The 11,425-nt window shown below is 63.7% G+C and carries 13 protein-coding genes and 1 tRNA gene; 6 read left to right on the top strand and 8 right to left on the bottom strand.

The annotated features are described in order from the left end of the window. The first annotated feature begins 26 nt into the window (after positions 1–26). From EDC62_RS11285 to EDC62_RS11265, 5 genes are read left to right on the top strand one after another with little or no spacing between them, the layout of a single operon-like run. Positions 27–1,241, top strand: a complete 1,215-nt coding sequence (locus EDC62_RS11285; protein ID WP_124223820.1) for a type II secretion system F family protein — start codon at positions 27–29, stop codon at positions 1,239–1,241. Then, a complete protein-coding gene (locus EDC62_RS11280; RefSeq protein WP_124223818.1) occupies positions 1,241–2,083 on the top strand; it encodes a prepilin peptidase in 843 nt (280 codons plus the stop codon). Before EDC62_RS11285 ends, EDC62_RS11280 begins: the two co-directional genes overlap by 1 nt. A gap of 9 nt (positions 2,084–2,092) precedes the next feature. Then, complete coding sequence (coaE, locus tag EDC62_RS11275) at positions 2,093–2,707, top strand: dephospho-CoA kinase (protein ID WP_124223815.1); 615 nt, start codon at positions 2,093–2,095, stop codon at positions 2,705–2,707. 55 nt (positions 2,708–2,762) lie between these two features. Next, entirely contained in the window at positions 2,763–3,518 is a 756-nt protein-coding gene (gene zapD / locus EDC62_RS11270; protein ID WP_124223813.1) for a cell division protein ZapD, read from the top strand. A 17-nt stretch (positions 3,519–3,535) separates the two neighbouring features. Next, positions 3,536–3,769: a DNA gyrase inhibitor YacG gene (locus EDC62_RS11265; protein ID WP_124223811.1), complete on the top strand. Its 234-nt coding sequence runs from the start codon at positions 3,536–3,538 to the stop codon at positions 3,767–3,769. 35 nt (positions 3,770–3,804) lie between these two features. Here the strand turns inward: EDC62_RS11265 and EDC62_RS11260 are convergent, their stop codons facing one another. The 4 genes from EDC62_RS11260 to secA form a co-directional block, all read right to left on the bottom strand. After that, on the bottom strand, positions 3,805–4,278 hold the full coding sequence (locus EDC62_RS11260) for an NUDIX domain-containing protein (RefSeq protein ID WP_124223808.1): 474 nt from the start codon (positions 4,276–4,278) through the stop codon (positions 3,805–3,807). Then, positions 4,275–5,153, bottom strand: coding sequence for an ATP-binding protein (locus EDC62_RS11255; protein ID WP_124223805.1), 879 nt, complete (start codon positions 5,151–5,153; stop codon positions 4,275–4,277). Before EDC62_RS11255 ends, EDC62_RS11260 begins: the two co-directional genes overlap by 4 nt. 31 nt (positions 5,154–5,184) lie before the next feature. Continuing rightward, entirely contained in the window at positions 5,185–6,414 is a 1,230-nt protein-coding gene (gene argJ / locus EDC62_RS11250; protein ID WP_124223803.1) for a bifunctional glutamate N-acetyltransferase/amino-acid acetyltransferase ArgJ, read from the bottom strand. A gap of 223 nt (positions 6,415–6,637) precedes the next feature. After that, positions 6,638–9,409, bottom strand: coding sequence for a preprotein translocase subunit SecA (gene secA / locus EDC62_RS11245; RefSeq protein ID WP_124223801.1), 2,772 nt, complete (start codon positions 9,407–9,409; stop codon positions 6,638–6,640). A gap of 233 nt (positions 9,410–9,642) precedes the next feature. Between secA and EDC62_RS11240 the strand changes: the two genes are divergently transcribed. Beyond that, entirely contained in the window at positions 9,643–9,957 is a 315-nt protein-coding gene (locus EDC62_RS11240; protein ID WP_124223798.1) for a DciA family protein, read from the top strand. Between the two features lie 65 nt (positions 9,958–10,022). Here EDC62_RS11240 and EDC62_RS11235 read toward each other — a convergent pair. The 4 genes from EDC62_RS11235 to EDC62_RS13100 form a co-directional block, all read right to left on the bottom strand. Next, a tRNA-Thr gene (locus EDC62_RS11235) sits at positions 10,023–10,098 on the bottom strand. A 37-nt stretch (positions 10,099–10,135) separates the two neighbouring features. After that, complete coding sequence (locus tag EDC62_RS11230) at positions 10,136–10,627, bottom strand: ClpXP protease specificity-enhancing factor (RefSeq protein ID WP_425469996.1); 492 nt, start codon at positions 10,625–10,627, stop codon at positions 10,136–10,138. 25 nt (positions 10,628–10,652) lie between these two features. After that, positions 10,653–11,264 carry a glutathione S-transferase N-terminal domain-containing protein gene (locus tag EDC62_RS11225; RefSeq protein ID WP_124223792.1) on the bottom strand — a complete coding sequence of 204 codons (612 nt, stop codon included), beginning with the start codon at positions 11,262–11,264 and terminating at the stop codon, positions 10,653–10,655. Next, a partial coding sequence (locus tag EDC62_RS13100; protein WP_211331009.1) for a hypothetical protein occupies positions 11,182–11,425 on the bottom strand: 244 nt, incomplete at its 5' end. The genes EDC62_RS13100 and EDC62_RS11225, both read right to left, overlap by 83 nt.

The raw sequence follows: 11,425 nt of genomic DNA, 5'->3' as shown, positions 1-11,425 counted from the left end.
TCGCATGGAATTCAAGGGAGAACGGCATGGCCACAGCCGCTAAGAGCGCACAGGAACTCGTGTTCGAGTGGGAAGGCAAAGACCGCAGCGGGAAAACCGTCCGCGGCGAAACCCGGGCGGCTGGCGAGAACCAGGTCCAGGCCATGCTTCGTCGGCAAGGCATCCTGCCGACGAAGATCAAGAAGCGGCGGATGCGTGGCGGCAAGCGCATCAAGCCCAAGGACATTGCGCTCTTCACGCGGCAGCTCGCCACGATGATGAAGGCCGGCGTTCCGCTGTTGCAGTCGTTCGACATCGTGGCGCGGGGCAACCCGAACCCGAGCGTGACCAAGCTGCTCAACGACATCCGTGCCGACGTCGAGACCGGCACCTCGCTGAGCGCCGCGTTCCGCAAGTACCCGATGTACTTCGACAGCCTTTATTGCAACCTCGTCGAGGCGGGCGAGGCGGCCGGTATTCTCGAAGCCCTGCTCGACCGGTTGGCGACCTACATGGAGAAGACCGAGGCAATCAAGTCGAAGATCCGCTCGGCGCTGATGTACCCGATCTCCGTGATCGTCGTCGCCTTCGTGGTCGTGACCGTCATCATGATTTTCGTCATTCCCGCGTTCAAGCAGGTGTTCACCTCGTTCGGCGCAGACCTGCCGGCACCGACGCTCTTCGTGATTGCGATGAGCGAATTCTTCGTGAAGTACTGGTGGTTGATTTTTGGCGGCCTGGGCGCGGCGTTTTACTTCTTCATGCAAGCCTGGAAGCGCAGCGAGAAGGTGCAAATGTTCATGGACCGGCTGCTGTTGAAAATCCCCATCTTTGGCCCTTTGATCGAAAAAGCCGTCGTCGCGCGCTGGACCCGAACGCTGTCGACGATGTTTGCCGCCGGCGTCCCTCTGGTCGAGGCGCTCGACTCGGTGGGCGGCGCCTCGGGCAATTTGGTCTACGCGCAAGCCACCCGCAAAATCCAGCAAGAGGTGAGCACCGGCAGCAGCCTCACGGCGGCCATGGGGAACGCCAACCTGTTCCCGAGCATGGTGCTGCAGATGACGGCGATCGGCGAGGAATCGGGTGCACTCGACCACATGCTGGGCAAGGCGGCCGACTTCTACGAGGCCGAGGTCGACGAGATGGTCGCGGGTCTCTCGAGCCTGATGGAGCCCATCATCATCGTGTTCCTCGGCGTCATCATCGGGGGCATCGTGGTCTCGATGTACCTGCCGATCTTCAAACTGGGGCAGGTCGTCTGATGGCGATGGACACCGGTATCGCGGCGGCATTGGCCGCCGTTTTGGGTCTGCTCGTGGGCAGTTTTTTGAATGTCGTCATCTACCGGCTGCCCAAGATGATGGAGCGCGCCTGGGCCACCGAGTGCGCCCAGCTCACCGGCGCGCCAGCGCCCTCCGCCGAGCCCTTCAATCTGGCCGTCCCTCGCTCGGCCTGCCCGCACTGCGGGCATGTCATCCGTTGGTACGAAAACATTCCGGTCCTGAGCTACCTTGCGCTCCGCGGACGGTGCTCGCAGTGCCACACCCGCATCAGCCTGCGCTATCCCTTGGTCGAGCTGGCCGTCTCGGCGGTGTTTGCGGGCTGCCTCTGGCGTTGGGGCTTGACGCCGACGGCGGCTGCCTGGATCTTCTTCGCCACCGTGTTGCTCGCAGCGGCGTTGATCGATTGGGACACCACCTTCCTCCCGGACTCGTTGACCTTGCCGCTGCTCTGGGCCGGCCTGATCGCGAGCGACCTGGGCTGGATCGATCTGACCCTGCACGACGCCGTCTGGGGCGCTGCCGCCGGCTATGCTTCGCTGTGGCTGGTTTACTGGAGCTTCAAGCTGGTCACGGGCAAAGAAGGCATGGGTTTTGGAGACTTCAAGCTCTTCGCAGCGCTCGGGGCCTGGTTTGGCTGGCAGGCTTTGGTGCCGATGATCCTCATGGCATCCATCATCGGCGCGCTCGTGGGCATCGCGCTCAAACTCAACAGCGGCTTGCGGGAAGGAGGCTATGTTCCCTTCGGCCCCTTCCTCGCTGGCGCCGGGTTGACGGCGATGGTGTTTGGCCCGCAGAGCATCCTGCGGGCACTGGGCCTCTGAGGAGCGGCTTTGGAAGCGGCGGCAAGCTGGCATGTCGGCCTGACCGGAGGCATCGGCAGCGGCAAAAGCACGGTCGCCGCGATGCTGCAGGCACTCGGTGCCGCGATCATCGATGCCGACGCCGTCGCGCACCGGGTCACGGCGGCCGGTGGTGCTGCCATCGCCGACATCACCCGACGCTTTGGGCCTGAGCTGATCACGCCCGAAGGGGCTGTGGACCGCGCGCGTATGCGCAGCCTGGTTTTCTCCGATGCCCAAGCCAAGGCCGATCTCGAAGCCATCGTCCACCCGCTGGTGGCACGGGAAATTGCGCAGGAAGTCGCGCGCCAGGAAGCTGCGGGCGCGCGCTGCATCGTGTTGGACATTCCGCTGCTGGTCGAGTCGCGCCGGTGGCGACCGCGGCTGGATCGCATCATCGTCGTCGATTGCCGCACCGAAACGCAAATCGCACGGGTCTGCGCCCGCAATGGGCTGCGTGCCGACGAGGTTCAACGCATCATCGATGTACAGGCCAGCCGGCAGGAGCGATTGGCCGCCGCCGACGCCGTCGTCTTCAACGAAGGCGTGAGCCTCGACGAACTGCGTCGTTCGGTTGCGCAGCTCGCTGCTTGCATCGGGCTATGATGTTCAGCGATTCCGACCTTCTCACTGAAACAGCGCCTTCGGCGAAAGCACCCGCGTGATTCTGTACGAATACCCTTTCAACGAACGCATCCGGACCTATCTTCGGCTGCAGCATCTGCTGGACCGGCTCGATGTCCTGATTCCGCGTGTTTCGCCCATCGACCACCATTTCGCCTTGGTCACGCTGTTCGAAATCATGGACGTCGCGACCCGGGCCGACCTGAAGTCCGAGGTGCTCAAGGACCTGGAGCGGCAAAAGCAGGTGCTCAACGGCTACCGCGGCAACCCCGCCATCTCGGAGCGGGCGCTCGACGAGGTCATCGCGGGGCTCGACCATTGCTTTGCCGATCTCGCAGCGCTGTCTGGAAAGACCGGTCACACCCTGACGGAAAATGACTGGCTCATGAGCGTGCGCAGCCGCGCGGCCATTCCGGGTGGAACCTTCGAATTCGATCTGCCGTCCTATCACGCCTGGCAACACCTCGACGCCGAAGACCGCCAACGCGACTTGCAGGCGTGGACGGCGTGTTTGCAACCTCTGGCGCGCTCGGTACGGATGCTGTTGCGCATGCTGCGCGAGTCGGGCATGCCGCAGCGGGTCGTTGCGACGGCCGGGCAATTTCAGCAGACGCTTCCACAGGGCAAAACGTTTCAGCTCCTGCGGCTGCGGCTGGCGCCGGAACTGGGGTTGGTTCCCGAAATCAGTGGCAATCGGCTGCTCGTCTCGGTTCGGCTGTTGCGCATGGGGCCTGAAAACCGCCTCGTCGCTACGCACGACGACGTCAGCTTCGACCTCACCCTCTGCGCCTGAACGCCGGAGCCAACACCGTGTGTGCGCCCGAGCCCGTCGAACCCCCAGCCCGACCCCGGATCGTCCGCTGCCCCGCGTGTGGGGGGCCGGCGGTGTACGGCCCTGAAAATCCGTACCGCCCGTTTTGCAGCGCCCGCTGCCGCCAGATCGACTTGGGCGCCTGGGCCAGCGAGCAATTCCGGCTGCCCAGCCGCGAGGACGCGCCGGCCGAGGCTGAACCGCCCGAATCCGGGAAAAATTCAGGTTTTTGACGCCGTTGCCGGCATCAATCGGTCACTTCTTGCTCTTATTTTGAGATCGATTCGACCGGGGCCTCGGCGAGCCAACGCAGCACCGGCAGCGAGCCGGGGAGAATCGGGGCGAGCTGCACGGGCAGGGTTTCCCACGAGGCCTGCTGGCCTTCGAGCATTTGCAGACTTCCCGTCCATCGCTGCACCCGACAAAAGTGCAAACGCACCAGTGCATGGGGGTAGTCCACCACCTCCTCACGCCAGACCGTGCAGGCTTCAACCGAGATGCCCAGTTCCTCGCGCAGTTCCCGCGCCAGCGCCGCTTCGACGCTTTCGCCGGGCTCGACCTTGCCGCCCGGAAACTCCCAGTACCTTGCATAGGGCTTGCCAGGGGGGCGACTGGTCATGAGAAAACGCCCGGCCGGATCGACCAAGATGCCCACCGCGACATCCGTGATCGGACGCTCGCCGTCCGCCACGTCCCGGGGGCGCTCAGGGTCGACACGGAGCACCGGCGAAGAAGACCTCATGCCGAGACGCCGCGCTTTCCCATGAAATCCCGCGCGAACTGATACGCAACCCGTCCGCTGCGCGACCCTCGCTCGAGCGCCCAAACCAGCGCCTGCGGCCGCGCCGCCGCGATCTCTGCGTCCGTGGCGCCCAGCGCCGCGAGCCACTGACCCACGATCGCGAGATACTCTTCCTGCCCGAACGGGTAAAAACTCACCCAAAGGCCAAAGCGCTCGGACAGCGAGATCTTTTCCTCCACGACCTCGCCCGGGTGCAGCTCGCCACCGGGGCCCCGCGTCGCTTCCAGGTTGTCACGCATGTATTCGGGTAAGAGGTGCCTGCGGTTGCTGGTCGCATAAATCAGCACGTTGTGCGAAGCCGCCGCGACCGACCCATCGAGCACCGACTTGAGGGCCTTGTAGCCACTCTCACCCTCCTCGAAACTCAGGTCGTCGCAGAAGATGATGAAACGCTCGGGCCGCGAAGCCACCAGGTCGATGATGTCGGGCAGATCGGTCAGGTCGGCCTTGTCGACTTCGATCAGCCGCAGCCCCTGATCGGCGAACGCATTCAAACACGCCTTGATCAGCGAGGACTTGCCCGTACCCCGCGCACCGGTGAGCAGCACGTTGTTCGCCGGTAGACCTCGGACGAACTGCCGCGTGTTCGCGACCACGCGCTCTTTTTGCTCGTCGACCGCGCGAAGATCCTCGAGCCGCAGCGGCGCGAGGTGCCGCACCGGCTCGAGCGCGCCATGGCCCGACGCCCGCTTACGGTAACGCCAGGCGATCGCTTCGCTCCAATTGGGTGGAGACAGGGGCTGCGGCAGGATCGCCTCGAGGCGATCGAACATCTGTTCCGCACGACGCAGCAAATGTTCCCAACGCGGATCCATCGATCGTTTCCCTTCGGCTTACGCCTGCGCTTCAAGAACGGTAATCCGCGTTGATCGAAACGTAGTCGTGACTCAGGTCGCAGGTCCAGATCGTCTCGGCATGAGTCCCCCGTCCCAGACCGACCCGCACCTGAATTTCGGCCTGCTTCATCACGCGCTGCCCGTCCGCTTCCGAATAGTCCGGGTGACGCCCGCCGCCGGTCACGACATGCACGTCGTCGAGGTACAGATCGATCCGGGTCTGATCCAAATCACCGATGCCGGCATAGCCCACCGCCGCCAGGATCCGGCCCAGGTTCGGGTCGCTCGCGTAGAACGCCGTCTTCACGAGCGGCGAGTGGGCGATCGCATATGCGACCTTCCGGCACTCTTCGGCGCTCGCGCCGCCTTCGACACGGACGGTGATGAATTTGGTCGCGCCCTCGCCATCGCGGACGATCGCCTGCGCCAAGGTTTGCGCCACTTCCAGCAAAGCCGCCCTCAAGCGGCGACCGTCCTCGCTGGCTGCGTCCCGAATCGGTGTATGCATGGCCTGTTGCGTGGCGACGAGCAGGAAGGAATCGTTGGTCGAGGTATCGCCATCGATCGTGATGCGGTTGAAGGAGGCATCTGCCAGCTCCATAACGAGCGTTTGCATCATCGCCGGGTCGATGCACGCGTCGGTGGCGATGAAGCCCAGCATCGTCGCCATGTTGGGCCTAATCATGCCGGCACCCTTGGCGATGCCCGTGATCGTCACCTCCCCGCCCGACAGCCGCACCCGGCGGCTGGCCGCCTTGGGCACCGTGTCTGTCGTCATGATGCCCTCGGCCGCACGCAGCCAGTGATCGGCGGCGGCGTTGGCCACCGCGGCGGGGAGCCCCGCCTCGATGCGATCGAACGGCAGCGGCTCCATGATGACGCCGGTGGAGAACGGCAGCACCTGCTCCGGCGCCAGCTGGAGCAGTCGCGCCAAGGCCACGCAAGTCGCACGCGCATGGACCAGCCCGCTTTGGCCCGTCCCGGCATTGGCGTTGCCGGTATTGATCACCAAGGCCCGGATCCCCGCGCCGCGTGCGAGATGATCCCGGCAAACCTGCACCGGCGCCGCGCAGAACCGGTTTTGCGTGAAGACGCCAGCGACCGCGGCCCCATCGTCGAGCAGGAACACCGTCAAGTCCTTGCGCCCAGGCTTACGGATGCCCGCCTCGGTCACACCAATTCGAACCCCAGGGACCGGAAACAGCGCCTCGGCGCGGGGCGGAAACAGGGACACGGCCATCGTTGATACCTCTTCGGTGAAAGTCGCGATCGGGATGGAAAGGCGCGCCGCGCTCAGAGGCTGAGAGGGAATTGGGCGTGCCCGAAGGGGCGCCCCAAAACGCGCCCGAGTAGGCGCAAAGCACAGCCGTAGCTCGGGCTACGGCGCGCATTTGCAACGCCCTCTGGCGTGTTTTGGGACGTCAAAGCGGGCATGACCAATTCCCTCTCAGCCTCTCAGCCTCTCAGGCCAGCTTGCCGTGACAATGCTTGTATTTCTTGCCGCTGCCGCAAGGACACGGGTCGTTGCGCCCCACGCGCTGCTGGGCGGCCAAGCCGGCTTGGCCTGCGCGCGGCGGGGTCGCGGTCGTGGCATCGACGACGGTTTCGACCTCGCCGGTTTCGGTCGGCGCTGTATAGGTCACGTTGCTCACGCGTTCAGCCTGTTGCTCCAGCGCCTCGGCGGCCTGTTCGACCTGCTCGCCGGATTCGACTCGGACCGTCATCAAAACCTTGGTCACATCGTTCTTGATGGCATCGAGCATCTGGCCGAAAAGCTCGAAAGCCTCGCGCTTGTATTCCTGCTTGGGCTGCTTCTGCGCATAGCCGCGCAGGTGGATTCCCTGACGTAGGTAATCGAGCGCGCTCAAATGTTCACGCCAATGCGTGTCGATGCTCTGAAGCAGCACGATCCGCTCGAACTGGGTGAAGTTCTCCCGCCCGATGCGCTCGACCTTGGCTTCAAACGCTTCGCGCGCCGCCGTCAGCACCCGCTCGAGGATGTCCTCATCGGTGACGGCCTCGGCCGATTGCACCCAGGATTGAAGCGGCACCTCCAGTTGCCACTCTTCGGCCAAGACCCGCTCCAGGCCGGCCAGATCCCACTGCTCTTCGACCGAATCCGCCGGAACGTACTGGCGCACGAGGTCGGTGAAGCAGCCATCGCGCAAGGCCGCAATCTGCGCCGACAGATCGGTGGCGTCGAGAATGTCGTTGCGCTGCTGATAAATCACCTTGCGCTGGTCGTTCGCAACGTCGTCGTACTCCAGCAACTGCTTGCGGATGTCGAAGTTGCGCCCCTCGACCTTGCGCTGGGCGCTCTCGATCGATCGGGTGACGATCCCTGCCTCGATCGCCTCGCCTTCGGGCATGTTGAGGCGATCCATGATCGCCCGCACGCGGTCGCCGGCAAAGATGCGCATCAGCGGGTCGTCGAGGCTCAGATAGAACCGCGACGAACCCGGGTCGCCCTGCCGACCGGAACGTCCGCGCAGTTGGTTGTCGATACGACGTGACTCGTGACGCTCGGTCGCAATGATCCGCAGACCCCCGAGCGCCTTCACGCGCTCATGATCCTGCTGCCATTGCGCCCGCAGAGCCTCGATGCGCGCTTTCTTCCCCGCTTCGTCGAGCGCCGGATCGGCCTCGACCGCCTCGATCAGCTTTTCCACATTGCCGCCGAGCACGATGTCGGTACCGCGCCCCGCCATGTTGGTGGCGATGGTGATCATGCCGGGACGGCCGGCTTGAGCCACGATTTCCGCCTCGCGCGCATGCTGCTTGGCGTTGAGCACCTGGTGCGGCAAGCCTTCTTTCTGCAGCAAGTTCGAGATGATCTCCGAATTCTCGATCGAGGTCGTGCCGACCAGCACGGGCTGCCCCCGCTCGTGACACTCCCGGATGTCGGCGATCGCGGCCCGATACTTCTCCTCGGCGGTCTTGTAAACCCGGTCGAGCTGGTCGACCCGCTGGCTCGGACGGTTTGGGGGAATCACGACCGTTTCGAGGCCGTAAATCTCCTGGAACTCGTACGCCTCGGTGTCGGCCGTTCCCGTCATGCCCGCGAGCTTTTCGTACAGGCGGAAATAGTTCTGGAATGTGATCGAGGCCAGGGTTTGGTTTTCGGCCTGGATCGGCACCCCTTCCTTGGCTTCGACCGCCTGATGCAAGCCATCGCTCCAGCGACGTCCCGTCATCAAACGGCCCGTGAATTCGTCGACGATCACAACCTCGCCGTTTTGCACGACGTAATGCTGATCGCGGTGGTAGAGATGGTGCGCCCGCAACGCCGCATACAAGTGGTGCATCAGCGTGATGTTGGCCGGGTCATAGAGGCTCGCGCCTTCGGGAATCAGGCCCCGCTCGGCCAACAGCCGCTCAGCCGTCTCGTGCCCGCGCTCGGTGAGGTAGACCTGGCGGGATTTCTCGTCGACCGTGAAATCGCCCGGCTTGATCACGCCTTCGCCCGTTCTGGGGTCGGCCTCGCCCTCCTGCCGCTCCAGCAGCGGGGCGATCGCGTTCATCGCCAGGTAGAGATCCGTGTGGTCCTCGGCCTGACCGCTGATGATGAGGGGCGTTCGGGCCTCGTCGATCAAGATCGAGTCCACCTCGTCCACGATCGCATAATGCAGCGGCCGCTGCACCCGGTCACGCGCCTCGTAGACCATGTTGTCGCGCAGGTAGTCGAAGCCGTACTCGTTGTTCGTACCGTAGGTGATGTCGGCGTTGTAGGCCGCCTGCTTTTCCTCGCGCGACAGATGCGGCAAATTGATGCCCACACTGAGCCCAAGAAAGTTGTACAGGCGCCCCATCCACTGAGCGTCCCGCTGCGCCAAATAGTCGTTGACGGTGACCACGTGCACCCCACGCCCGGTCAGCGCGTTCAGATAAACGGGCAAGGTGGCGGTCAAGGTTTTCCCTTCACCGGTGCGCATTTCGGCAATCTTGCCTTGATGCAGGGCGATACCGCCCATCAGCTGCACGTCGAAGTGACGCATCTTCATGACGCGCTTGGACGCCTCGCGCACGACTGCGAAGGCTTCGGGCAACAGAGCGTCGAGCGTCTCGCCCTGCTGCAGCCGCTGCTTGAACGCTTCCGTCTTGGCCTGGAGCGCATCGTCGTCCAGCCGCGCCAGCTCCGGCTCCAGCGCATTGATGCGCTCGACGGTCTTGCGATACTGCTTCAACAGTCGCTCATTGCGGCTGCCAAAAATTTTGGTCAGGAGGTTGAGGGCCATGCATACTCGACCCTGAACACCCCATCTCGGGGCTGGGCCGATCCTGTTTTGGTGAATCGTCGAAGAGGGATTGCCGGACACCGCGATGGAGCCGAGCGGCCCCGGCGGCGCCTGGGTAACGTTTCATTTTACTTCGCACCCGACGCGCATCGGCCGAGCGCATGTCGAAAGGCCAAAGGGTGCCCGGGGACGCCGGTGCGCTTGTTCAGCTTGACACGAAGAATCCAACCCATATGAGCGAATCTGTTCGTCGACACGAACCCATCCCGCTGTGGCAGGCCGCGAAAGATGAGCCCAGCCTGGCGAGCCTCGCCGCACGGGCTCAGGAATCGGGTGAACGCCTCAAAGCCATACGGGCGCTCCTTCCCGCGCCGCTGCGGTCACAAATCCAGCCCGGGCCCATTGAGGAAGAAGAGTGGTGCCTGCTCGTCGCCAGCCCGGCTGCCGCGGCCAAGCTTCGCCAGCTCAGTCCAGCCCTGCTCGCGCACCTCCGTAGCCATGGCTGGTCCGTGCAGACGCTTCGAATCAAGATCATCCGGCCACGCTGAATTCGTGGCCATCGTGGCCAGACCAACCGCACCAATTCGACCGATGCGCCTGGCGGCCCGGGAATTGGTGCCGAGTGTCCGACTCGAACGGACGACCTACCGCTTACAAGGCGGTTGCTCTACCAGCTGAGCTAACCCGGCTGTTGGGGCGAAAGTATAGCCAGCGCCCCATCCCCTGCTACTTGATGCGCCGCAGGGCCGGTCGAGGACCCGCCGGGGGCGGCGGGCCCTTTTCATCGCCCTCGTCTGAAGCCTGCCCTGGAATCAGTTGCATCGCGGGCGGAGCGGCTGCGTCCGAGGCCGCTCGCCCGGCTGGCGCGTTCGTTTCGTCTCCCGCCTCCGAATCGGCGTCATAGACGGCAAAACCCAATCCTTCTCCAGTCTCGCGGCTGAAGAAAGCCATCACCCGCGTCGGCGGGAATCGAATGTCGCGGGGCACGCCGCCAAAACGGGCCTTGAAACAGATCCAATCGTTCCCAAGACTCAGCCCGCTGGTCGCCTCTGGCCCTATATTGAGCACGATTTGGCCGTCCTGAACATACTCACGGGGAACCTGAACGCTCGCATCCACCGCAACGACGACATGCGGCGTGTGGCCCTGGTCCATCGCCCACTCATAAAGCGCGCGGAGAAGATAAGGCCGCGCACTCGGAGGGTCGAGCGTCGTCACGAGCGCCATGGGGCGATCCTCCCGATCATTTGCGCATGACCTTTTCCGACGGCGTCAGCGCCTCGATGTAGGCCGGCCGCGAAAAAATCCGCTCGGCATACTTGAGCAGCGGGGCCGCATTTTTGCTGAGCTCGATCCCGTAGTGATCCAGACGCCAGAGCAGCGGCGCAATGGCCACGTCAAGCATCGAAAAGTTCTCACCAAGCATATATTTGTTCTTGGTAAACACCGGAGCGAGCTGAGTGAGCCGCTCACGGATGTGCTGGCGCGCCTTCTCCAAGGCCTTCTCGTTGCCTTTGTTCGTGCGATTTTCGAGCGTGGAGACGTGCGTGAACAGCTCTTTTTCGAAGTTGAGGAGAAACAGGCGCACTCGGGCACGGTCGACAGGGTCGCCGGGCATCAGTTGGGGATGCGGGAAACGCTCGTCGATGTACTCGTTGATGATGTTGGATTCGTACAGAATCAAATCCCGCTCGACCAGGATCGGAACCTGTCCGTACGGGTTCATGACATTGATGTCCTCTGGCTTGTTGTAGAGATCGACGTCGCGAATCTCAAAGTCCATGCCTTTTTCGAACAGCACAAATCGGCAGCGATGAGAAAACGGACAGGTCGTCCCAGAGTACAAAACCATCATGATCAAAGATCTCCCAAAAAACTATGGCAACGCTGAATAAGTTCCCGCGATGGCGCGCACCCGGCGGCGGGATGGGATGCGAGGCGCAAACCGCAGCCATAGCCGAAGCTATGGCGAGGATTTGCAACGACGCAGACCGCCCGCAGCCGGGATGCGCGACG

Source organism: Tibeticola sediminis (genome assembly GCF_003843835.1).
Lineage (GTDB): Bacteria > Pseudomonadota > Gammaproteobacteria > Burkholderiales > Burkholderiaceae_C > Tibeticola > Tibeticola sediminis.
The sequence above is the reverse complement of the archived record's forward strand: the minus strand, read 5'-3'. Positions and strand labels throughout refer to the sequence as shown.

Coding starts and splice junctions, on each gene's coding strand:
- EDC62_RS11285 (WP_124223820.1), top strand. CDS start 27: ATGGCCACAGCCGCTAAGAGCGCACAGGAACTCGTGTTCGAGTGGGAA.
- EDC62_RS11280 (WP_124223818.1), top strand. CDS start 1,241: ATGGCGATGGACACCGGTATCGCGGCGGCATTGGCCGCCGTTTTGGGT.
- EDC62_RS11260 (WP_124223808.1), bottom strand. CDS start 4,278: ATGAGGTCTTCTTCGCCGGTGCTCCGTGTCGACCCTGAGCGCCCCCGG.
- EDC62_RS11255 (WP_124223805.1), bottom strand. CDS start 5,153: ATGGATCCGCGTTGGGAACATTTGCTGCGTCGTGCGGAACAGATGTTC.
- argJ (WP_124223803.1), bottom strand. CDS start 6,414: ATGGCCGTGTCCCTGTTTCCGCCCCGCGCCGAGGCGCTGTTTCCGGTC.
- secA (WP_124223801.1), bottom strand. CDS start 9,409: ATGGCCCTCAACCTCCTGACCAAAATTTTTGGCAGCCGCAATGAGCGA.
- EDC62_RS11240 (WP_124223798.1), top strand. CDS start 9,643: ATGAGCGAATCTGTTCGTCGACACGAACCCATCCCGCTGTGGCAGGCC.
- EDC62_RS11225 (WP_124223792.1), bottom strand. CDS start 11,264: ATGATGGTTTTGTACTCTGGGACGACCTGTCCGTTTTCTCATCGCTGC.